The organism is Advenella sp. (genome assembly GCF_052108595.1).
Lineage (GTDB): Bacteria > Pseudomonadota > Gammaproteobacteria > Burkholderiales > Burkholderiaceae_B > Advenella.
Genome location: NZ_JBQEAU010000011.1, coordinates 1 through 21,926 on the forward strand (window position 1 = coordinate 1; position 21,926 = coordinate 21,926).

Annotated in this window: 25 protein-coding genes; 13 read left to right on the plus strand and 12 right to left on the minus strand. The window is 54.9% G+C overall.

Annotation, left to right across the window (positions count from 1 at the left end):
* The coding region (locus tag ACTIKR_RS03355) for an ureidoglycolate lyase (protein WP_442327174.1) at window positions 1-142 on the minus strand (142 nt) is incomplete at its 3' end.
* A gap of 14 nt (window positions 143-156) precedes the next feature.
* Window positions 157-1,428, minus strand: a complete 1,272-nt coding sequence (locus ACTIKR_RS03360) for a C4-dicarboxylate transporter DctA (RefSeq protein WP_193090594.1) — start codon at window positions 1,426-1,428, stop codon at window positions 157-159.
* A gap of 152 nt (window positions 1,429-1,580) precedes the next feature.
* On the opposite strand from ACTIKR_RS03360, the gene ACTIKR_RS03365 reads away from it, so the two are divergent.
* A complete protein-coding gene (locus ACTIKR_RS03365; RefSeq protein WP_442327163.1) occupies window positions 1,581-2,279 on the plus strand; it encodes a GntR family transcriptional regulator in 699 nt (232 codons plus the stop codon).
* A gap of 135 nt (window positions 2,280-2,414) precedes the next feature.
* The gene (locus ACTIKR_RS03370; RefSeq protein WP_442327164.1) at window positions 2,415-3,074 is read left to right on the plus strand and encodes an NAD(P)-binding oxidoreductase; all 660 of its coding nucleotides are present in this window, start codon (window positions 2,415-2,417) and stop codon (window positions 3,072-3,074) included.
* Between the two features lie 15 nt (window positions 3,075-3,089).
* Here the strand turns inward: ACTIKR_RS03370 and nadB are convergent, their stop codons facing one another.
* Window positions 3,090-4,772: an L-aspartate oxidase gene (nadB, locus tag ACTIKR_RS03375; protein ID WP_442327165.1), complete on the minus strand. Its 1,683-nt coding sequence runs from the start codon at window positions 4,770-4,772 to the stop codon at window positions 3,090-3,092.
* Window positions 4,769-5,941, minus strand: coding sequence for a quinolinate synthase NadA (gene nadA / locus ACTIKR_RS03380; RefSeq protein ID WP_193090591.1), 1,173 nt, complete (start codon window positions 5,939-5,941; stop codon window positions 4,769-4,771). Before nadA ends, nadB begins: the two co-directional genes overlap by 4 nt.
* A 156-nt stretch (window positions 5,942-6,097) precedes the next feature.
* On the opposite strand from nadA, the gene ACTIKR_RS03385 reads away from it, so the two are divergent.
* The 5 genes from ACTIKR_RS03385 (at window position 6,098) to ACTIKR_RS03405 (ending at window position 10,704) form a co-directional block, all read left to right on the plus strand.
* Window positions 6,098-7,039 carry an NUDIX hydrolase gene (locus ACTIKR_RS03385; protein ID WP_442327166.1) on the plus strand — a complete coding sequence of 314 codons (942 nt, stop codon included), beginning with the start codon at window positions 6,098-6,100 and terminating at the stop codon, window positions 7,037-7,039.
* A gap of 102 nt (window positions 7,040-7,141) precedes the next feature.
* Entirely contained in the window at window positions 7,142-7,999 is an 858-nt protein-coding gene (gene nadC, locus ACTIKR_RS03390; RefSeq protein ID WP_442327167.1) for a carboxylating nicotinate-nucleotide diphosphorylase, read from the plus strand.
* 282 nt (window positions 8,000-8,281) lie between these two features.
* Window positions 8,282-8,950, plus strand: a complete 669-nt coding sequence (locus ACTIKR_RS03395) for an ankyrin repeat domain-containing protein (protein WP_193090588.1) — start codon at window positions 8,282-8,284, stop codon at window positions 8,948-8,950.
* 19 nt (window positions 8,951-8,969) lie between these two features.
* Window positions 8,970-9,443: a nucleoside deaminase gene (locus ACTIKR_RS03400; protein ID WP_193090587.1), complete on the plus strand. Its 474-nt coding sequence runs from the start codon at window positions 8,970-8,972 to the stop codon at window positions 9,441-9,443.
* A 37-nt stretch (window positions 9,444-9,480) separates the two neighbouring features.
* Window positions 9,481-10,704 carry a cyanate transporter gene (locus ACTIKR_RS03405; RefSeq protein ID WP_442327175.1) on the plus strand — a complete coding sequence of 408 codons (1,224 nt, stop codon included), beginning with the start codon at window positions 9,481-9,483 and terminating at the stop codon, window positions 10,702-10,704.
* Window positions 10,705-10,708: 4 nt separating this feature from the next.
* Here ACTIKR_RS03405 and ACTIKR_RS03410 read toward each other — a convergent pair whose 3' ends face one another.
* The 6 genes from ACTIKR_RS03410 to ACTIKR_RS03435 all read right to left on the minus strand — a co-directional run bounded on the left by ACTIKR_RS03410 (window position 10,709) and on the right by ACTIKR_RS03435 (window position 16,794).
* Window positions 10,709-11,695 (minus strand): MBL fold metallo-hydrolase, encoded by a 987-nt coding sequence (locus tag ACTIKR_RS03410; protein WP_442327168.1) that lies wholly within the window; start codon window positions 11,693-11,695, stop codon window positions 10,709-10,711.
* 112 nt (window positions 11,696-11,807) lie between these two features.
* Window positions 11,808-12,731 (minus strand): LysR family transcriptional regulator, encoded by a 924-nt coding sequence (locus tag ACTIKR_RS03415; protein WP_193090584.1) that lies wholly within the window; start codon window positions 12,729-12,731, stop codon window positions 11,808-11,810.
* Window positions 12,732-12,891: 160 nt separating this feature from the next.
* Window positions 12,892-13,524, minus strand: coding sequence for a c-type cytochrome (locus tag ACTIKR_RS03420; RefSeq protein WP_226817324.1), 633 nt, complete (start codon window positions 13,522-13,524; stop codon window positions 12,892-12,894).
* Window positions 13,511-14,830 (minus strand): sulfite dehydrogenase, encoded by a 1,320-nt coding sequence (gene soxC, locus ACTIKR_RS03425; protein ID WP_193090583.1) that lies wholly within the window; start codon window positions 14,828-14,830, stop codon window positions 13,511-13,513. Before soxC ends, ACTIKR_RS03420 begins: the two co-directional genes overlap by 14 nt.
* A 299-nt stretch (window positions 14,831-15,129) precedes the next feature.
* A complete protein-coding gene (locus ACTIKR_RS03430; protein ID WP_193090582.1) occupies window positions 15,130-16,017 on the minus strand; it encodes a LysR substrate-binding domain-containing protein in 888 nt (295 codons plus the stop codon).
* A 27-nt stretch (window positions 16,018-16,044) separates the two neighbouring features.
* Window positions 16,045-16,794 (minus strand): maleate cis-trans isomerase family protein, encoded by a 750-nt coding sequence (locus tag ACTIKR_RS03435; RefSeq protein ID WP_193090581.1) that lies wholly within the window; start codon window positions 16,792-16,794, stop codon window positions 16,045-16,047.
* Between the two features lie 114 nt (window positions 16,795-16,908).
* On the opposite strand from ACTIKR_RS03435, the gene ACTIKR_RS03440 reads away from it, so the two are divergent.
* From ACTIKR_RS03440 to ACTIKR_RS03455, 4 genes are all read left to right on the plus strand, one after another.
* Window positions 16,909-17,454, plus strand: a complete 546-nt coding sequence (locus tag ACTIKR_RS03440; RefSeq protein WP_226817323.1) for an AAA family ATPase — start codon at window positions 16,909-16,911, stop codon at window positions 17,452-17,454.
* A gap of 194 nt (window positions 17,455-17,648) precedes the next feature.
* The gene (locus ACTIKR_RS03445) at window positions 17,649-18,041 is read left to right on the plus strand and encodes a lysozyme inhibitor LprI family protein (RefSeq protein WP_193090580.1); all 393 of its coding nucleotides are present in this window, start codon (window positions 17,649-17,651) and stop codon (window positions 18,039-18,041) included.
* Between the two features lie 115 nt (window positions 18,042-18,156).
* Window positions 18,157-18,636, plus strand: coding sequence for a GNAT family N-acetyltransferase (locus ACTIKR_RS03450; protein ID WP_304519144.1), 480 nt, complete (start codon window positions 18,157-18,159; stop codon window positions 18,634-18,636).
* A 335-nt stretch (window positions 18,637-18,971) separates the two neighbouring features.
* Complete coding sequence (locus tag ACTIKR_RS03455) at window positions 18,972-19,130, plus strand: DUF1328 family protein (protein ID WP_193090579.1); 159 nt, start codon at window positions 18,972-18,974, stop codon at window positions 19,128-19,130.
* A 419-nt stretch (window positions 19,131-19,549) separates the two neighbouring features.
* On the opposite strand, the gene ACTIKR_RS03460 is transcribed toward ACTIKR_RS03455, so the two are convergent.
* A complete protein-coding gene (locus tag ACTIKR_RS03460) occupies window positions 19,550-19,756 on the minus strand; it encodes a CsbD family protein (protein ID WP_193090578.1) in 207 nt (68 codons plus the stop codon).
* Window positions 19,757-20,092: 336 nt separating this feature from the next.
* Here ACTIKR_RS03460 and ACTIKR_RS03465 point away from each other — a divergent pair, with 336 nt between their 5' ends.
* A complete protein-coding gene (locus ACTIKR_RS03465) occupies window positions 20,093-20,275 on the plus strand; it encodes a DUF3008 family protein (RefSeq protein WP_193090577.1) in 183 nt (60 codons plus the stop codon).
* Between the two features lie 51 nt (window positions 20,276-20,326).
* Here ACTIKR_RS03465 and ACTIKR_RS03470 read toward each other — a convergent pair whose 3' ends face one another.
* Window positions 20,327-20,827, minus strand: coding sequence for a CinA family protein (locus ACTIKR_RS03470; RefSeq protein WP_226817322.1), 501 nt, complete (start codon window positions 20,825-20,827; stop codon window positions 20,327-20,329).
* Window positions 20,828-21,223: 396 nt separating this feature from the next.
* Here ACTIKR_RS03470 and ACTIKR_RS03475 point away from each other — a divergent pair, with 396 nt between their 5' ends.
* On the plus strand, window positions 21,224-21,799 hold the full coding sequence (locus ACTIKR_RS03475; protein ID WP_226817321.1) for a cytochrome b: 576 nt from the start codon (window positions 21,224-21,226) through the stop codon (window positions 21,797-21,799).
* Window positions 21,800-21,926: the final 127 nt, after the last annotated feature.

The following is a 21,926-nucleotide window of genomic DNA, read 5'->3' on the forward strand; positions in this document are numbered from 1 at the left end:
GCAAGGCCAGATCATGGTAGCGTTCGGTATTGCCGTCGTTGATCGTAAAGTGCTGTGCCGCCTCGCTGGCCTCGATCACCTGGCCGAAGGGCGCAAAGGCGCTGCGTGTCAGCGGCTCTATTGTCAAACTCCTGAGTGTCATGCTTGTTGCTACCTCTAATCCTCGTTTGTTCCAGTCTGGCCATTGAGCGTATTATGTGCTTGTTGTCGGTCAATATCGCCTTCCCAGGCACCGATAACGATCGTACCGACACAGTTGCCGATCAGGTTGGTCAGGGCGCGGGCGATGCCCATGAACCAGTCAACTGACAGCACCAATACCAGTCCGATAGCAGGAATCGCGGGAATGGCGCTCAGGGTCGCTGCCAGTATCACGATGGCCGAGCCGGGTACGCCGTGCGCGCCTTTGGATGTCAGCATTGAAATTGCCAGGATCGTAATCAAATCGGTAAATGACAAGGCCGTATTGGTCGCCTGCGCGATGAAAACCGCAGCCAGGGTCAGATAAATGGAAAATCCATCGAGATTGAACGAGTAGCCGGTAGGAATCACCAATCCTACAGTGGAGCTTTTTACGCCCATTCGCTCCAATTTATGCATGACCTGGGGCAACACGGCGTCTGACGATGCGGTACCCAGCACCACCAGCAATTCTTCGCGCAAATAGGCAAGCAGTTTGAAAATATTGAAACCGGCAAGTCGTAGAATCAGGCCCAGGATGACCACCACAAATATCGTGCAGGTGACATAGAACAGGACCACCAGCATGCTCAACTGGCCCAGCGTTCCGACGCCATATTTGCCGACGGTAAACGCGACTGCACCCAATACACCCAGCGGCGCCAGGCGCACGATAAAGCCGATGATTTTGAAAAATACATGGGATAACTGGTTCACCAGCGCCGCCACCGGCCGCCCGCGTTCCCCCATCACGGCCACCGCCGCTCCGAACAGAATGGCAATGAGCAGCACCTGCAGGATATCACCGGAGGCAAATGCATCGGTAAAGGTTTTGGGAATCACCCGCATCAGAAAGCTGACCGTATCTGTTGCGTGCTCAGCCTGGGTCGCATAGGGCGCCAGCGCGTCGGCGTCCAGTGAGGATGTGTCCACGTTCATGCCATGGCCGGGCTCGAACAAATAGGCCAGGCCAATGCCCAGCGCCAGGGCAAAGGTTGTGACGATCTCAAAGTACAGCAGGGCCTTGGCGCCTACCCGGCCAACTTTCTTCAGGTCGCTGCTGCCGCAGATACCGTGCACCACCACGCAAAATACCAAAGGCGCAATAATCATTTTGATCAGCTTGATAAAGCCGTCGCCCAGCGGTTTGAGCTGCTCGCCAAAGTGTGGCCAGAACACGCCGATAATCGCGCCCAGAATCAACGCCACAACCACTTGGCAAAAGAGACTTCGATAAATAATACGCATTTTAGATCCACTCCCCGGGAGCACCGTTGAGTGCACCAGCCTGTTGGTTACCTGTGAAATGTCGTCTGAAATGTCAGATAACATTTCAACTATAATTAGAATGACTTAAAATGCGATAGTCGTGAAAACCCTTAAAAGGCCTCTCTCTTACCATGCGAACTCCCACACGCTCTTCGGACCAGTCTTTGGCGGAACAGGCTTTTGATGCCTTTCGGGATTTGCTCGCTTGTGGTCAGATACGCTCGGGCCAGATGATTTCGATATCAGAACTGGTTGAGGTGACCGGCCTGCCGCTGGCCCCCGTGCGGGAAGCGGTAAAGCGAGCCGCTGCGGCTGGACTGGTTTCGATTTTGCCCAAGCGCGGCGTGCTGGTCCTTGAAGCCACCGCAGAGGCGCTGCATGCCGGTTTTCACCTGCGTTATCTGTTTGACCAGGAAGGCGCCCGTCTGTTGGCGCAGCAGGCGCCGGACCGTGAGCTGGCTCACTTGCGCCAGGAACATGAGCGCGTGCTGGAACAGGCTTCAGAAGGCGCCATATCGGCTCAATTACAGTTGAAAGCGATGGAGGTAGATTGGTCACTGCATGCCTGGCTCACCGGAGCGTTGAATAATCCGGTTGCGCTGGCGGTCTATGACGAAAATCGTTATCGCCTGAGTGTCATGCAGCACTCGCGCCGCCCCTTGCCTGAAAGAATCATTCCGGCCATGACCGAACATTTGCAGATCATTGATCACATCCAGGCCGGCGCGCCGGAACAGGCCGTGCAAGCGGTCAGAACCCATTTGCAAAAAAACCTGCGCTGGTGGGGTATCGTTGACAATAACGGCCAGGTGTTCAAAACGGCCAGATAAGCGCAGGCAAGCGTGGACCGCATGTGGTAGCGGTGGCGCGTCCATGTCTGCGTGGCCACGTTACCCGTGTTGGGACTGGCTGGTACAGCGTACACCGTCGTTGCTTTACCTGAGTGGCGCATACAAGGAGAGAATATGACAAATGTTTTTATTGTTGGCGGTTCGGGAAAAGTGGCTCGGCATCTTGCCCGGCAGTTGAGCACGCGCGGGCATACGCCCCATTCGCTGCATCGGGATGCCCTGCAGACAGAGGAACTCAAAGCCCTGGGCGCGACTCCCGTCTACGGAGACCTGCTCCAATTGGAGACAGCGGAGCTGGCCCGATTCATGGCAGGCAGCGATGCGGTGGTGTTCTCGGCAGGGGCAGGCGGCAAGGGCGGAGCCCAGATGACCAACGCCATTGATGGGGATGGGCTGGCGCTGGCCGTAGCGGCAGCCATGGCAGCCGGAATCCGGCGCTTTGTCCTGGTGTCGGCGTTCCCGGAGGCCGGTCGCGGCAAGGCAATGTCCGAGACCTTTGAAAATTACATGGCAGTGAAAAAGCGCGCCGACGTGCATCTGGCAGCGACGGATCTGGACTGGGTCATTCTGCGGCCCGGCACATTGCTGGATACTCCCGGTACCGGCAACGTACGCGCGGGTCTGGCCATTCCCTATGGCGGCATACCGCGTGCCGACGTCGCGGCGGCCCTGGTCGAAATCATTGAACATCCTGAAGTAAACCGGATCATTATTGAGCTGACTCAGGGCGACACGCCGGTGGCCCAAGCCGTGCAGCAACTGGCGCGCGCCTGACTGACGACGGTTGGCTTAGCCGGGCTCACTTTCGGCAGGTACCGGCATTGGCTGCACTGGCCGACCGATCACACTGGGGCCGGGTTCGGCCAGCATCCGGGGAAAATCGGCAAGTGCATGAAGGCCCCGGCTTTCCTTGCGCTGGGCTGCACATGCCGCGATCAGCCAGGCACAGTCCAGACGATTGCGCAAATCCAGTTGCGTTGGTGTCCAGGCCTGCGGTGTTTGTGCCAATAGTCTGCGCCACCGTCCTAACTGGTCAAGTGCCTGGCCAATGCCCGACGCTGTTCGCATGATGCCCATGTTTTTCCCCATGAGCTGCCGGATAACGGCTGCATCAGGTATCACAGACTCATCAGCCAATGCAGACACATCAGGGTCGTCATTGACCGCTTGCTGGCCGTTGTCGGCAAGCGACGCTGTTGAGCCGGCAGGTTGCGTACGGCCCACTTGACTGCATTGCTCAATAATGGCTCGTGCGCAATTTCGCCCGATCACAATGCATTCAAGCAGCGAATTGCTGGCCAGCCGATTGGCGCCGTGCAGGCCGGTATCGGCAACTTCGCCTACAGCATACAGACCGTCAACATTGGTGCGTCCGCTCAAATCGGTAACGATGCCACCGCAGGAGTAATGTGCTGCCGGCGCAACCGGAATAGCTTGGCGGGTGATGTCCAGCCCCACGTCCAGGCAAGTCTGGTAAATCATGGGGAAGTGTTCGCGAATAAAGCCGGCCGGACGGTGGGAAATATCCAGCCATACAGGTTGCCCTTGTTGCCTGGTTATTTCAGTGTGGATGGCCCGCGCTACAATATCGCGCGGTGCCAGTTCGGCGCGCGAATCATAATCAGGCATGAAACGGCGTTTGGCGGCGTTCACAAGCACACCGCCCTCGCCCCGGACTGCTTCTGAGATCAAAAAGGAGGCAGCGTTCGGCAATGCCAGGGCAGTGGGGTGAAACTGTATGAATTCCATATTGGCAATCCGGCAACCCGCCCGCCAGGCGATGGCCTGGCCGTCACCGGTGGCGGTGGGTGGGTTGGTGGTATAGGGGAACAGCTGTCCCAGTCCGCCCGTGGCCAGGACAGTGTGGCGGGCGGTCAGGGTTAACGTTTTACCCGAGGCCATATCCACGGCATCAATTCCCTGGCAGGCAGTTCGATTTGCATGCCCATACGAGAGTAACTCACGCGTATTTAATTCATGCGTAATTAATGCATCGACGCACACGGTGTGCTCAAACACGTCCACGTTGGGCCGCTGTCGCAGTTGTGTCTGCAACACCGAGGTGATCGCTGATCCAGTGCTGTCTGCTGCATGAACGATACGGCGATGACTGTGGCCGGCCTCGCGCGTCAGATGTAATTGATCCGGGCCAGCAAGGGTAAATTGGACTCCATGGCGTCTTAACCAGTCGATCGCCGCCGGCGCGGCTTGCACAATGTGGCTGACACTTGTCATATCGCACAGGCCGGCGCCGGCAACCAGCGTATCGCGAATGTGGTTGTCGGTATGATCTTCGGCGTCCAGCACCGCCGCTATCCCGCCCTGGGCCTTGCTGCTGGCGGTGGTCTCCAGCGACAATTTGCTGACAATGGCAATCCGCATATTACAAGGCAGGGTTAGTGCAACCGACAGGCCGGCCAGACCGCCACCGACAATCAACACATCATAGTCGTGCGCTGTGGCATTCATCATGCAGGTCCGATCTGGGAAAATAAATGAACATCGCGGCTTAGGTCGCCGCTGGCCCGGATGTTCTTTTTGTAGGCAGCAGCAAAATCGAGCATGCGGCCGATGGGTTTGTGCGCCCGATAGCCCAACTGTGGATCTAGCACGATTTGTCCGCTATGCGTTTGCAGGCAGTTGGCCACGCCGGCAAGCCCATTCATTGCCATCCACGGGCAAAAGGCACAGCTCTTGCAGGTGGCGCTCTCGCCTGCCGTGGGGGCTGCAATGAAAGTTTTCTCAGGCGCCTGTTTTTGCATTTCATGCACGATGCCCTGGTCGGTTGCCACGATAAAGCTTGTCGCCGGCAATTCGGTAACGGCCTGGATCAGCCGGCTGGTGGACCCGACCACATCTGCCAGGGCGACCACCGAGGTCGGCGATTCGGGGTGCACCAGCACACGTGCTTGCGGATTGGCTTTTTTCAGGTCAGCCAGTTCTTCGGCCTTGAATTCATTGTGCACCAGGCAAGAACCCTGCCATAGCAGCATGTCCGCCCCGGTTTGCTGCTGTATGTACTGACCCAGATGGCGGTCGGGACCCCACAGAATTTTTTCACCCCTCTGGTGCAGGTAGGTAACGATTTCCAGGGCGATCGAAGAGGTCACAACCCAATCGGCCCTGGCCTTGACCTGCGCGCTGGTATTGGCATACACCACCACCGTCCGTCCCGGGTTGGCATCACAGAAAGCCGCAAAAGCATCGGGCGGGCAGCCCAGATCCAGCGAGCAATTGGCATCCAGATCAGGCATTAACACCTGCTTTTCGGGGCTCAGGATCTTGGCGGTCTCGCCCATGAATCTGACGCCGGCCACAACCAATGTAGTGGCCGGATGATCCCGGCCGAAGCGGGCCATTTCCAGCGAGTCCCCGACGCAACCGCCGGTCTGTAGCGCCAGGTCCTGTAGTTCACCATCAACGTAGTAGTGAGCAACCAGGGTTGCCTGCTGTTTTGCCAGAAGATCAACAATCAACTGCCGATAGGTGTCCCGGTCCTTTTTGTCGAGCGGCTCGGGCACGCTGGCCCAGGCCTGCTTTACCTGACAGGCCGAGCCCATGCCCGCGTCAGATATCGGCCGGTCCAGCGTCGGAAAATCAATGTCAAACGTCTTGCGTACAGAGTTGGAGTTCGATGTCATGTGCCTGTATCCCGTGCCATTTTCGAAAATATATTATGCTCTAATTGAGTATAAATCGTAAAGCACTTTTTATTTCCCAGGCGTAAGCGTTGTGGTGCAAATGCCATCAGGGCCGTTCTGATAGAATCCATACATCTTTGAGGGATATGTACAGGTATGGCTTCAGGTTTTTCCGTGTCGAGCACTGCAGAAGGCGCTACCGAGGTTGTCGCGGTATTGATCGCGATTACCAATCTGAACGCGAGGGTGCTGACCGTGGAAAACGGCAATATCCTGCCCTATGGGCCGCTATCGCCCGTGCATAGCTCGTTGCAGGCTGGTGTGCGCCAATGGGTCAAAAACCAGACCATGCAACCCATGGGTTACGTCGAGCAGCTCTATACCTTTGTCGACACGCTACGTACCCGCGCTTCAGGGCAGCCCCTGCTGTATGTCAGTTACCTGGGGCTGGTCAAGGAAGCCGATGAGCGCCAGTTGGAAGCCAACGCCAGCTGGCAGGACTGGTATCGTTACTTTCCCTGGGAAGACCATCGCGAGGGCAGGCCGGAATGGATCGCTCGCGTGTTTTACCCTTATCTGAGAAAATGGGTCGCCTTTGCGGAGGATGACGCGATTCGCCAGAGCCGGCAGCGACGCGTGGATCTGTGCTGGGGTCAGGGAGAACATGCCTGGATCGAGGACAATACCTTGTACCGCTATGAATTGCTCTACGAAGTGGGCCTCATTCCGGAATCACCGTTGTTTGATGAGGCAATCCCTGAAACCATGACGGGCAAGGCCATGCAGCACAACCATCGCCGGGTGCTGGCCATGGCCATGTCAAGGCTGCGGGCGAAAATCAGATACCGTCCGGTCATTTCCGAATTGATGGCCGCTGAATTTACGCTGCTGCAATTGCAGAAAAGTATCGAAAGCCTGGCCGGTGTAGAGCTGCACAAGCAGAATTTTCGGCGCCTGATGCAGCACCAGGACTTGCTCGAGGCGACCGGACAAAGCACGGTCCAGGAACGGGGACGCCCGGCACAGCTCTACCGGTTCAAGGATACGGTTTTGCTCGAGAGCTTGCTCTCGGGCAGCAAATTGCCTGTTAATAAATAAACTTTCCAATAAGCCATTGTCGGTTTTTTATAGCTGTTATATACTCAATTTGAGTATATAACAGCTCCTAGGGGGCGATTTTTTAACAGGAACTGCGTGCTTATGAATCCGGCTGTTCACGAATTACCCGACGTTGTTTTATTGCCATTTGTGCAGGCAGCGCTGGCAGAAGATATGGGGCGAAAAGGCGATATTACTTCCCAGGCGACCATCCCCGTCGGCAAGCAGGGGCGCCTGCATCTGGTGTCGCGCCGCCCGGGCGTGATCGCCGGAATGGCGCTGGCCCGGCTGGCCTTTGCACAAATTGATCCAGCCATCAAAGTAGATATTGTCCGGCAGGATGGAGCGCATGTTGAGGCAGGCCAGTTACTGGCGACGGTTTCAGGGGATATCCGGTCCATGCTTGCCGCTGAGCGTACGGCGCTCAATTTCCTGACGCACCTGAGCGGTATCGCCACGCAGACCGCAGATATCGTAAAACTGGTAGCCGATACGAACGCGCGCATTACCTGCACCCGCAAGACAATTCCGGGCTTGCGGGTACTGCAGAAATACGCAGTTCGCGTCGGAGGCGGCTGGAATCACCGGATGGCGCTGGATGACGCCATGCTGATCAAAGACAACCACATTGCGCTGGCCGGCGATCTGCGTACAGCCATTGCCCGGGCCCATGCGCATGCAGGACACTTGACGCCCGTCGAGCTTGAAGTCGATACCCTGGAGCAGCTGGCCATTGCCCTGGAAGAAGGCGTCAGGCTTGTGTTGCTGGACAATATGGATTGCGATACCTTGCGCCGGGCCGTGGCAATGTGCCAGGGCAAGGCGCAAACGGAAGCGTCCGGCGGCATTACGCCAGAAACGGTGCAAGCCGTGGCGCAAACTGGTGTTGACTATATCGCGATCGGATATCTGACGCACAGCACCAAAGCGCTGGATATCGGCCTTGATTTTCAGGTATGAATGCAATGGCGATGTGGCGGTCACCACACAGGAGTAGTCACGCTCTTGTCACGTTACGCCGTCAATAACACTGCAGTCAGGCGGCAAGCAAGTGGCAATGAACGGAGGTTAGACTTAAGCACCCGACAGCGCTGCTTTTTTTCGCAATAGGTTCGGTGCCGATACGGACACAACTCGCACAAGGTGCTTAAATTCAGTGTTTGTGCAGCCCATCGTCCTGTACGCGATTATTAAGCGCCAGGCGCCGATCCCAATCCTTATTGCAATGATTTTGGAGGTCACATGACCAGATCGATTGTTGTGGCAGTGTTCGCAGCCGTGCTACTGGCCTGCACGCCTATCTTCTCGGGAGCAGTCATGCAAGCATATCCGTTGCATAGTGCAGCAGGCAATGACGACGTTGCTGCCATCACGCAACTTTTATCCGGCGGGGCAGAAACAGACGCACGCGATAGCTCTGGCGCGACCGCGCTGCTTGTTGCCACCAGGGCGAACAAGGTGCGCGCTGCGCAAACGCTTATCGCGGCAGGCGCCGATGTCAACGCAAAAGACAATATCAGTGACAGCGCCTATTTGTATGCCGGCGCCAGAGGGCATTTGGAGATTCTCAAGCTCACGCTGGCACACGGCGCCGATCTGGCGAGTACCAATCGGTATGGGGGAACGGCACTGATTCCTGCTGCCGAACGCGGCCATGTCCAAACCGTCAGAACGCTGATTGAAGCCGGGGTCGATGTTGACCACGTTAACAATCTGGGATGGACCGCATTGCTGGAGGCAATTATTCTTGGCTCAGGCGGTGAGCAGCACCAGCAGATCGTGGACGCCCTGCTGAAGGCGCAAGCCAATCCCAATCTGGCTGATCGCGAAGGCGTTAGCCCACTTGCGCACGCGCGTTCACATGGCTATCGCGAAATAGAAAATAGGCTGCGCGCCGCTGGCGGGCGTTGACAATCGAAAGGTCACATCAATGCAAGACAATACAAATTTTCTCCAGCAGGCGATCGCGCTTGCCTATACCAACGCAGAAAAGGGTGGTCGCCCATTTGGGGCGTTGGTCGTTCGCAACGGCCAGGTGATCGCCCAGGCGGTCAACGAAATCATGACGACCAACGATCCTACCGCACACGCAGAGTTGCTGGCCATCAGGGCGGCCAGTCAGCATCTGGGTTTAGCCAGTCTGGCAGGGTGCAGCGTTTTTGCCAGCGGTCACCCGTGTCCCATGTGCATGGGGGCAATGAGGCTGGCGGGAATCAAAGACGTTACATACGCCTATAGCAATGAAGACGGTGCGCCCTATGGTCTGTCTACAGCAGAAATATATGCCGACCTGGCCAAGCCGTTTGCCGAACAGTCCATGACCATTCGGCATGTGCCAACCCGGCTTGCTGCCAGGCCCGATCTGTACGCCCATTGGAAACATCAGGAACAAAAAGGGGCTTGAATCCATGATGTGGGGCCAATCGACGCTTGTGCGAGCCATGCTTGTCGCAACTGTTGCGCTTATAGGGTTCAATCTGCGACCCTTCATGACAAGTATCGGACCTCTTGCCGGCAATATTCAGGAGCATACAGGGCTGGGCCTGCAAGGCATGGCCCTGCTTACGCTGGTGCCGATGTTGCTGATGGGCGGTGTGGCGTTTATCGGGCCGGCCCTGCAAAGTACTTTTGGTGCGCGCCGTTCTGTCATTGGCGCATTGCTGGTGATCTGTGGCGGTTGCGCTTTGCGTCTGCTGAGCATAAGCGGATGGAGTCTTGTTGCGACCGCAGCGTTGATTGGTTTGGGTGTTGCTGTCATACAGGCGATTTTTCCGGGGATCATCAAGCGTGAGTTTGCCCGTCATGTCGGTCCCATGATGGGACTTTATTCGGCAATGCTCATGGGCGGTGGAGCACTGGGCGCACTCACCGCGCCTGCCGTGTCTTCGAGCACAGGACTATGGGCCGTTGGCCTGGCCTGGTTCGCATTGCCGGCTGCTGTGGCGCTCATGCTGGCATGGTCCTTTCTGCCGATTGATGCCGGCATGAGCAAGGCGGAAGGCGCTGCCCGGCTGTTGCTGGCCCGACCTCGTACATGGCTTTTGATGCTCTGCTTCGGACTGATGAATGGTGGCTATACATCTGTAGTGGCCTGGCTGGCGCCGGCTTATCAGGAGCGTGGCTGGAGTGCCGGGGCCAGTGGCGGCTTGCTGGCAGTGCTGGCGGTGAGCCAGGCGCTGTCGGCACTAACGCTGCCACTGTTTGCAAGGAACTCACTGGATCGCCGGCCCTGGCTGTGGCTCACACTTGTGATGCAGGGTATCGGTTTTGCTGGTTTGGCGTTAGCGCCGGGCTACGCATCGCTTGTCTGGGTGATTGTGCTGGGGTGCGGTCTGGGTGGCTGCTTTGCCTTACTGATGATCGTAGCGCTGGACCATCTGCCCGATCCCGCACAGGCCGGGGCGCTCTCGGCCCTCATGCAAGGCGGCGGTTTTCTGATCGCCGCGGCGCCGGCATGGCTTGTTGCGGTACTGCACGAGGCGACGGGTAGTTACAAGGCCGGATGGATGGGACATCTGGCAACCGTGCTGGTTGTCACCATCCTGGTCTTGCGTTTTTGTCCCCGGCGTTATGCACGTGCCATGCGTGCGCCTGTCGCCAGGCGCGCGCAACAGGAGAGGTTGCTACCGGCCGCTACCGTGATGCCAACCCACGATATGCGCTGAATCATCAATCGCTTGCGCGGTTGCGATATTCGACCGGATGCCAGCTGAAATGGGTCTTCGCCTCGGAGCGGACATGGCCGATCCCGGGAAATGGCAAGTGGGGTGCAGCGATCAGCTGGCGCTTGTCGGCGAAATCGGAAAACGCATTTTTTCTTACCGATATTGCGTCTTCTGGCTTCAGGTCATAAACAATGGCGATGTCAGGTTCGGGAAATTGCAGAGACGCAACATGGACAATGTCTCCAACGAAAACAATGGATTGGTCTTGGCTGTTGACGGTAAAGAACGCGCTGCCTGGCGTGTGTCCCGGGTGAATGGACGCTTTTACGCCAGGCATTACGGTTTGCCCGTCATCAAAAGTTTTAACTTTTCCCAGTTTTTCATATACGCCTATTGTCTTGATCGCTTCTGCGAAATACTTATCATCATAGCCGGTTTTCTTGGCGTTGTCGGCATCCAGAAAAAAGGCCAGGTCGGGCGCACCGACATGGACGGTGGCATTTGCAAACGCCGGCTTGCCGTTTATCACCAGGCCGCCGGTGTGGTCAGTATGAATATGCGTAATAAGCACGTCGGTCACTTGTTCGGGTTTGATTCCCACGCTGGCCAGGCTATCATAAAGTTTGCCGCCGAAGCCGGGCCCAAAAAGCTCTCCGGAGCCGGTATCGACCAGAATAATACGTTCGCCATCGCGAATCACAAATGCATTGATGGATGCTTCTACCGGGTTCGCAAGGAAAGCCTTGTCCAGCAAATTGTCGATATGAGAATGCGATGGACCAATCAGTAATTGATAAAGATCCTGCGGTACGGTGCCGTCAGATATAGCGGTAATGGTCATGTTACCAAGCGGCATAGAATAGGCATCGGCCACTTGCGTATAAGTAGCGGTCTTGGCAACGGGCGCGGTTTGGGCAGAGGCGGCGGGCAAGGCAATCACACTTGCGATGGCCAGCGCGCCTGAAAAAAGAAGGGGAGTAATACGTGACATTTCGTTGATTTTCCATGGTTGGGTGGAGAAATCACATCATGCGCCATTGTCTGGCGCTGCACAAATTGTAAATTTCAATTCGACCTATCGATATGACTGATAGCTTGCAAACTCAATGACCATGCTTCGTCTGCACAGCGTCGAAAACCATCGACCGCAGCCAGCGGTGCGCCGGATCGGCATTCACTGTCGAATGCCAGAACAGCTTCATTGAGAATGTATCCAAGGTCAGTGGCGGGGTAAACAATTCCAGGTGGCTGGTAAACCGCTGTAGAAAACGTTTGGGTAGCGTGCAGATGCAATCTGTCGAATTCAGAATCAGCGGGGCCAGGGCGTAGCTCTGGACCGACACCGTTACGCGGCGTTGCCGACCGAGATCGGCAAGCGCCTCGTCAATCATGCCGTTGAACATGCCGCCGCTGGTCGAAATCAGCAGGTGATCCAGTTCGCAAAACGTATCCAGGGAGAGGGGACCTGTGCCGCGGGGATGGCCGATGCGTTGCGCCGTCAGGAACTCCTCGTTAAAGAGCAGGCGTCCGATCAGGTTTGGCGCCGCATCCTGCGCGGTGCCAATAAACAGATCCACTTCGCCTCGTTCCAGTTGCCCATTCACCTGGTTTTTATCGGGTAATGTAAAGGCGACCCTGACTGCCGGCGCCCGGGCTCCAATCAACGGTAGCAGCGCCGGGGCAAGAATAGCCGCCGGGTTATCCATCGCGGCAATACGAAATGTGCGTTCACTGGTGGCGGGATCGAAAACGTGCGCCGACTGGACAAACTGCGTCAATTGCTGCAACAGGCGTTGCAGTTCCGGCTTGAGTGCCAGGGTATGCGAGGTGGGCGTCATACCGCGTCCAGAAGATGACGGTACGAATAGCGGATCATTGAAAATACGACGCAGCCTGGTCAGGCGCCCCGATAGCGCCGACTGCGTGATGTTCAATCTGGCTGCAGCATGCGTCACATTCTGGTCCTGCAACAGCGCATCCAGCGCGAGCAGCAGATTGATGTCCAGGTCTCCGATCGGCCGGGTCATCGGCGATACCCTATGGCATTGGGGCTGTGGGCGGCAATGCGCGATGATATCCAGGGCAGCAGTACTATTACAATTGTCATCACCTTATGGGTCATGGATTATTCTGCAATATACATGGAAAGCATCGCATTTTGCCTGAAGCTGCCTGATCGCATTGATATTATTGCGATTGTGTTGCTGTCTTGTCGCTGGCGGGTTTGTCGGTGCTGCCGGGGGTTTGTGGAACATCCGGGCGCGGGTCAGGCACAAAGCCATCCCGATTGGGCATCTTGATTGCAGCAAGCGATTTTGCATCCAGGCGCGCGTCTTGCTCCACAAGCCCGTTCAAGTGAAGAAGATAGGCGGTAACGGCATATACCTGTTCGTTATTCAGGCTCTGGGGAGCAGTCAACGGCATGGCGCGTCTGATGTAGTCAAATAAAGTTGGAGCGTACGGCCAGTAGCTGCCCACTGTCTTGACCGGCTTTCCGCTGGCCAGTTTGCCAATGCCGCCCACCAGTTTGTCGCCACTGCCTCCTTCGCCCTTGCTGCCATGACAGGAGGCACATTGCTGGGCGTAAATGGCGCCGCCCTGCGTGACTGTGCCGCTGCCATCTGGCAGATTGCGTCCATCGGCAAACACATTGATGTCCCACGCGACTATTTCTTCAGGCGTGACTGGATGGCCAAAGCCGAATTTCTGTTCTGCATGAGCCGCGCCCGCAGTTGCACCCAGTAGCGCGACGCATGCAAGCAGCGCAACGGCGTGTCTGGCTGCATATGTTCCTGCAAGAGAAGTTTTAAGCGCGTGCATGAGTCACCTTTCCGTCAGATGCGATACGCCAAGGGGTAATCGCGTTGTTGTGATAGGTGCCATTGACGCCGCGCACCTCGATGAGTGATTCCAGCGTAGGCTGTATGTACCCTGTTTCATCGGTGGCCCGGCTTTGTATTACCACGGGTTCGCCGTTCCATTCCCATGGAAAGAGAAAGCGTGTCAACGCCTTGCTCAGGACCGGCGTCTGCAACCTGGCAGGTTGCCAGGTTTTCCCCTCGTCAACCGAGATCTCTACTTTGGTAATGCGTCCTTTGCCGCTCCAGGCAATACCGCGGATTTCATGAAACCCCTTGCCATCGATTTGCTGTCCGCCCGACGGGCTGGTAATGATGGATTTGGCTTCCATCACAAATGTGAATTCGCGGGCCTTGCCGTCGGGCAGGATGTCCGTGTACTTTGACGTTTCTTCGCGCGAATGCACCGGCTGGTCTGCGACCTGCAGACGGCGCAACCACTTGATGCTCATATTGCCTTCATAGCCGGGCACCAACAGTCTTAGCGGATATCCCTGCTCGGGGCGCAGGCGCTCTCCGTTCTGACTGTACACGAGCATGGCATCGTCCAGGCACTTTTCCAGCGGAATGCTGCGCGTCATGCCTGCGCCGTCGGCACCCTCGGCAATCACCCACTTGGCCTCGGGCTTGACGCCGGCCTCGTTCAGAACTGTCTTGAGCGGCACGCCGGTCCATTCGGCGCAACTGACCAGGCCGTTGGCTTCGGCTGCCGTCTTGCCATAGACCGCGTATCCCGGATTGCCGGAGCATTCAAGAAAATAAATCTGAGAGTGCGAGGGAAAGCGCCGGATATCATTCAGAGTGAAAGACAGTGCATTGTCTACCAACCCATGCACGACCAGTCGGTGTTCAGCGGGATTGATATCGGGAATGCCATTGTGGTGGCGTTCGTAGAAGAGCCCGTTAGGCGTAATGATGCCATCGAGTTCCTGTAGTGGCGTGCGGGTCGAGGAAGAAAAATACTGTTTGTCCGTCTTGCGAAGATGGCGAATAACCCCGCTTTCAAATTCGGATGGCTTGCCATAAGGACGACTGCCAACCAGGGCGCCTGGTTGCTTGGTCCACGGTGGGATGGCCAGCGCATTGTCGGCTGCGGCCGCGGCTTCTTTGCCCGCTGTCGCGGATTGGGCGGCTGCGGCACTCAGTCCGGCGCTGCTTGCAAGAACGCCGGTGACTGCAGTAACGCCATTACGCAAAAATTGCCGACGCGTGTGCTGTGCGTCTGCGTCTGTTACCGCCAGAGCTTCTTCAGTCGATTCGTTAGCCATGTAAATGGTCTCCGGTGCGAATGTTGATTGGATCGGTGTGGCTGCAACTAGTATAGGGTTGCGGTATGGTTGCGTCTAGTACTTACAGCTTATAAATTTAGCGGACGCGGTTATGTGTGAAACGGCAAATTGCAAAAGATGGGGGGCGGGTGTTATCGGTAGATTTATGAGTAGAAGTGCCGGTGAACAAGAAGTCCAAATTTGCACAAGCGTAAATGCAATAATGCACGCGGTTTGGCTACTTTATTTTGAGGAATGTTATGTAGTCGCTTCCAAACCCAGGTGGCTGGTCGGACCGCTCATACTATCTTTTCCGAAAGGAAATCAAATACCTGTCTTGCGCTTGGTGACAGGTCTCGAATGCGGCGGGCGCCAATCAGGATTTTGCGCTCCGCCCATTCTTCATCAAGCCTGACCCTTACTGTATCGGGCACTCTGTATAGATCCACACAGCCTTCAGGCAGAATGCCGATGCCCATATTTGCGTTGATGAGCAGGCACATGGCATCATAGCCCGATGTCTCAATATCAATCCTGACATTGGTCGACTCTGCCCGCGCTGCATTAATAAGCTGGTAATTGAGCTGGGTGCCTGCGGTAAGCGTAATGTGGCTATAGTCGAGCGTATCCCTGAAAGAAACCCGATCGCGCTTTGCCAGGGGATGTCCGGCCGGCACCAGAACGATCAGCGTATCCTTGCGAAAATGCGCAACCTCGATATCGTCCTGATAGGGAATTTGAGTGAAGATGCCGATGTCCAGTTTGCCAGCGGCCAGCGCCCTGGTAATGCTAAGGCTGTTTTTCTCTTCCAGGTGCAATTGGATATTGGGATACTTGCCTGTAAAGTCGGCCAGTAACGGAGCCAGAAATTGCGTTATGGCGGTGGGGTTGGCCGCGAGCGTGACGCTGCCGCGCTGCCCTTTGCCAAAGTCGCTAAGCTGGTGTTCTACAGCTTGTACGCTGTTAAGAATCGCGCGTCCTCGGTACAGCAGTTCCAGACCGGCGGGTGTTGGTGTGACACCGCGATTTGTCCGGTTCAGCAGGATCAGGTCCAGCTTGTCTTCCAGTTCTGAAAGGCGGCGGCTAACTGCGGCCGCCGCGATATTTTCCAGTTCTGCTGCGCGACTGATCGTGCCCTCATCAACAACCCGTATAAATAATTTTAATGTGAGCAGATCAATTTTCACGGCACGTTCAGTGGCAGAGCGAACCCGCTAGTTGCCCGACAGCAAGAATCCGGCGTTAGGCACTCGCGTTTCCAGGTTGAGAGTTTTCAGCATCTGATAAACCGTGGCTGCAGCAGCAGACAGCACAGGCTTGCCGATCTTGTCTTCAGCCTTCTGGATGGCAGGCAGCGACGGCATTTGCACGCAGGCCGACAGAATCACCGCATCCACACCCTCTATATCCAGGCGTGTCACGTGTTCCAGCAGATTAGCCGGATCCAGGCGACCGACTTCAAGGTTATCAGATACTTCCAGGCTGATGGAGTCATGAACACTGATTCCTTCAGCTTCAATGTATTCTATCACGCGCTGTGTGAGTGGCTTCATGTAGGGGGTGATAATGGAGACCTTGCCCAGGTTCTTTTCTTTCAGGCTGTCTACCAAGGCACCGGCCGAGCTCAGGATAGGAATGTTGGTGTTGTTCTCCTGAACCGCTTTTTGCAGTCGCGCCTGTGATTGGCGATGATAGCCGTTGCCCTGGGCCATAATGGCCACCAGGCAAGCATAGGCCATGACATCCATGCGGGCATCGCTCAGTTCGATGGCGCAACGGTCGCTGGCCTGATCCATCGCGGTCAATTCCTCTGGCGTGACGCTCATCATACGCATGCGCGCCGAGTGAAACGTAAAGGTTTCGTTAGGGAACAGGTCGCGGCGCGCGTTCAGCATGGCCGGAATTTCCGTTTCCATGGTGGTATTGGAACTGGGCACAATCTGGCCGATTCGGTAGTTTCTCATTTCTGACCCTTTAAAATCGTTGAAAATTGATTGTAATCAGGCATTTAAATTAACCAAATCAACCATTTACTATGGCGCCATCGCATTTTGCGATAGCTGAGGGCACGGGAAGCAATGCATAACACGATCTCTCTTTCCACTCTGGGTCCCAGAATCTGTATTCTGGGACCGTCAAACGCCGGAAAATCTACTCTGGCCACGGCGATTGCCTGCAAATGCAATCTGGAGCCGGTACATCTGGACCAACTTTTTCATGAAGCCAATACCGATTGGGTACCTCGCCCTGCAGCAACGTTTTCAGCGTTGCATGATGCGGCAATCGCGGGCGAGCGCTGGGTGATGGATGGTAATTATTCCAAGTATATGCCGCAGCGTTTCGAGCGGGCGACCGGTATTATATTGCTGAATGTGCATACGACGACCAGCCTGTACCGTTACTTGCGTCGTACACTATTTGAGCGTGAGCGTTATGGAGCCCTGGAAGGTGCTCAGGATAGTCTCAAATGGGAAATGATCCGCCATATTGCAGTTGTCACGCCAGGAAATCACAAACGTTATACAAAACTGCTTGAGCAAACCGCATTGCCTACAGTGTTGCTTTCCTCGGTGCGCGCCATTAAGGACATTTACCGGCAATGGGGACTGCAGATCGGTCGCTGAAACTGATCTGCGGACTAATGCGGTGAATACGCTGGCCATTGGCTCGTTGCTCGCTGCAAGTAACAAGGTATCCGGCCATTGTCCCGACTCATTCGCAGCGTACGCTTGATGTTTCGCAATAGTCTGTCTTGCAGTGGCTGTGGCGATTCGGTTTTCTTTTGCTGTTGATCAATACACACTCTATCGGAGGATTTATGTTCAGAAACGTATTACTGTGTTCAGTGTTTGCCTGCGCTGCTGTATTCGCATTCGCAAGTAACGAGAGTGACGCTGCGACGCAAAGCGATATGAACCAGGCGGCCAGTACCGACTATAAAAAAGCGGATGCGCGCTTGAACAAGGTTTATCGGGAAGTGTTCAATAAGCTTGAGGCCTCCCAAAAAACCGATTTGAAAGCAGCCCAGAACGCCTGGATCCAGTTCCGCGATCTGGACTGCAAATTCCAAAGCTCAGGAGCGCAAGGTGGCTCCATACAGACAATGCTTATCGCTGGCTGCCTGACGGATAAGACGCAAGAGCGGGCCGACGAGCTCAATACGCTGCTTCAATGCAAGGAAGGTGATGTTTCTTGCGTTACTGCGCCTTGATAAACAGTGCTGCCATGAACGATTGATGGGCGGGCAGCAGCCTTGCCCCGTGTTTTAGCCTGCGATTCGAACAAGGAGCGGGCGGTGCGCTTTCGTTTCAGATCGGGAATGACATATGCAAAAATTTTCATTGGAAATGCAATATCGTCGCCTCCTGCCGGGCGACGTCGCGTTGCTGCGGCAATTGAACTTATTGTTTAGCCGGGCATTTGACGATCCGGGCAGCTATGAGAGCAGGCCTGCGACTGATGCCTATCTGATGGATTTTCTGGCAAAGGAGCATGTTTCTGTCTTCGTTGCATTAGACGACGGACGCGTGCTGGGCGGGCTGGTGGCGTACGCGCTGGACAAGTTCGAGATGGCGCGGCGGGAATATTACATATACGATCTTGCTGTCGACGCAGGCCATCGTAGGCAGGGTATAGCCACAGCGATTATCCGGCATTTATGTGAGTTTGCGGCAGATAACGCAGGCTGGGTTGTCTACGTCCAGGCCGACAGGAATGACGATCCGGCCATTGCCTTGTATAACAAACTGGGCGTGCAGGAGCATGTGCTGCATTTTGATATTCCGGTACCGATTCGCAAGAAATAGCAAAGAGAAGGCCAAATAGTTTGGCTGTATTGGTGCAGCGGTCTGAATAATGAGCACCCGGATCATAAGGCGCTGATCGTTAACGTCCAAATCAGGCCGCATGGGCCACGCTTATCAAATAGTCACGCTCTGTACGGCTGCACGAGCGACATTATTTCAGGCGAACCAGCAGTGGTTTTCCAATACCAGACGCCGATTTTCCTTCCGAACATTAAGAATGTTATTAATCTGTAAATTAGGTTTAACGTCGCCTTTGACGGTATTAGGATAATAACTATAGGCTTCTTTTGAACATCGTTCCGACATGACATTTGTCATAAGGATAGGAGGTGCAAATGGTCTGGCATACTGTTTTTTTCTTTGTTCTGACGGTCATATCCGCAATACTGGGTTTTGGAGGGTTTCTGACCTGGGGGGCGCTGGTGGCGCAAATTCTGTTTATCGTATTTCTGGTGCTTACCCTGCTTACCATTTTCATTCGGAAGAAACGCTAAGGCGCACACTAACAAGTGATGGCCCCTGCCCCGCGTCGAACAAGCGGATATTGAAATTGGTGGTGGCAGCGCCTTATGCTACGGTGGTTGCCACGGAACTCACCAGCCGGTCAGAGGCCACTTGAAAGACTGTTTTTTTATGCTGTTCAATAAGCTATGCAGGAAGTCGCGCCAAGGCATGGTGGTCCGGCATGCCGGGTGGTTTATACTGCGGCTATCGGATGGCGTCGCTCAATGTGGTTCCGTGATTGAGGACAGGTTTGGCGCGTTGATCGGATGTGGTGGTGCCGGGCGTGAGCAGGTTTTATTGTCATCCTGCACCGTTACCCGAAAAAATCATCCAGCAAGGTCATCCGCGAATACATCCACAATACTCCCACAAAAGTAAGGCACCCACCAGGGTGCCTTTGACTTGTATCCTATAGCCGATTCTGCTCGGCCCAGAAGTCGTTAACCTCGCGTTCGGTGTCCTCGCGACTACTGCCATATTTCTCCTGTAATATACCGCACATTTTCTGTGCATTACCGTTGACTTGCGCGATGTCGTCATCAGTCAGATCACCCCATTTTTCCTTGATGGAGCCTTTGATCTGTTCCCATTTTCCTTGAGCAATGTCCTGGTTCATTTCTATCTCCTTTCAACGTAAGTGCATTGAGGTGGAACAACTCGGGGGGTGGATTAACCACAATTCATACTAGCAATTAAAACGCTCGCCTGAGCATTTTTGTTACATGTTATTAATAAATATAGGTATATGAAATATATAGATTTTTTGTATTTTGAGCGAGGCAGCCTGCACCATGGCGGACGGATCGCCGACGTTGCGAGGGCAATGCCAGAATTTATTTTTGATGCAAATGCCTGCCTTACGAGTATTTACAAAACGCCGTCGGCGATGTTTGCATCCTTCTGCATCGCAGGCAGATAATGAAGACGCTCACATCGACACGGAGATATCATCATGCCAGCAAAATCCCAAAGCCAGCAACAGGCAGCAGGCGCTGCATTATCGGCCAAAGAGGGCGAAAAAAAAGTGGGTGATCTGAAAGGCCCATCCAAATCAATGTATAAATCCATGTCCAAAAAGGAACTCAAGGAAATGGCCAGCACCAGCCGGTCCGATAAGCCGAAACACAAGCATTAAAGCCAGACTAACGCCAGTTGCGCACGTGCTCGTGGCTGAAGGGCGGGCCCGTTAAGCAGCGTTTCCCAGGGCCTGTGCCGTATAAAAGGGAATGCGGCTTAACGCATACAGTGCGCTGCGCTTGCGGATTTTTCGACTGCTGCCGGTAAATCGTCTGGTTTCCGTGAAGACAATCTCCTGGTTGTTGCCAGCTTGTCTGAACGCCCATGCATAGCATTGCGTTCCTGCCCTGATAGCGGGATCAATGTCATCGACGACACCGGTATTGGACACGGCAACATTGGCCGGGCTTCGGGCCAATGCGCCCACGGCCATTTCCCTGGCCACCTGCTCGCTCGTAAGATTAAATTTCTCGATCGTGTCAGCACTCACGTTCAATAGTTGCTCCTTGGCGGCCACTGTATACGTGACAAATGCGCAATCGAGCAGCCTGCCTGCGTTCGGCGCTTCCGACAGGGTCGAGGCGATCAGCCCTGCTGTGCATGATTCTGCAGTGACAAGGGATAGATCATGATCTGCCATATATCGGGCAACGAATTTTATAGAGAGCATTGGCGATCCAGCGTTGGTAAATAAAAAAACCGAGTGGAGCGGTACTACACCAGTGATGGGATTTTAAACCAGTCTAAAAAATACAGATCAGCGGTTGCAAACCCATACTCCGGTAGCCAATTGAAATATTTGTTGATTGATATCAAAACGACCGTCACATGCATAAGATATAAATACGATAAGATTGAATTTTCAATTAATGATTTCAGCGCTGTCGCCCAATACCAAACGCCGTATCTGTGCGAATTGAAGTGCTGAAGTATTGATCATTGCTGGTGCCTTATGCTGCTTGTCCTGCCGGTAAAAATGCTGCGATAGGTCATGATCCATGATTTTGTCCGTACTGGCAGCCATTGGGCCGCCGGCATACAGCCGTCATAATTTGTTTCAGAGGGGATGTGGGCCTGGATAACAAACAATTTAATTTTTTATGAATGGAGGTATTCATTGTTGCTGTTTGATTCATCAGATAAATATGGTTTGATTTCTCGGGCATTGCACTGGCTCATGGCTTTGGGCTTTGCCTGGATGTTTTTCACTGCGGCGCTGCATTATTTTGCCGATGAAACGCCTATTACTGATGCGTTATGGCCGACGCATTCGGTCATGGGGTTCACCGTGTTCTGTTTGGGCGTCTTCAGAGTAATCTGGGCGGCACTCAATATTTCACGCCGGCCACCGTCGCTGTCCACCGTGTCGGGATTGGGGCACAGCGTATTGTATGCACTCATGCTGGCCATTCCTGCTCTGGCGCTATTGCGCACCTACGGCTCGGATCGCCCATTCTCTTACCTGGGCATTTCGCTGATGGAACCCACCGGCCAAAAGGTCCAATGGATGATTGATCTGGCCGGGCTGCTGCATGGCGAACTTGGCTGGACGCTGCTGGCGCTGGTGCTTGGTCATATTGGCGTGGTCTATGCCCACAGAAAAGCATCTGGTGCGATCGATGTGCTGCCACGCATGCTTTGATCGGGCTACGTTAAGAATCGCCATAGCGCTCTTGTCATGAGACAGATCGCGTAGAGAACAGGTCTGCCAATAGCCAGCATTGCCTTCATACGGCATGTTGGCTTTTTGTGACTGCCCGTTTCGGTGT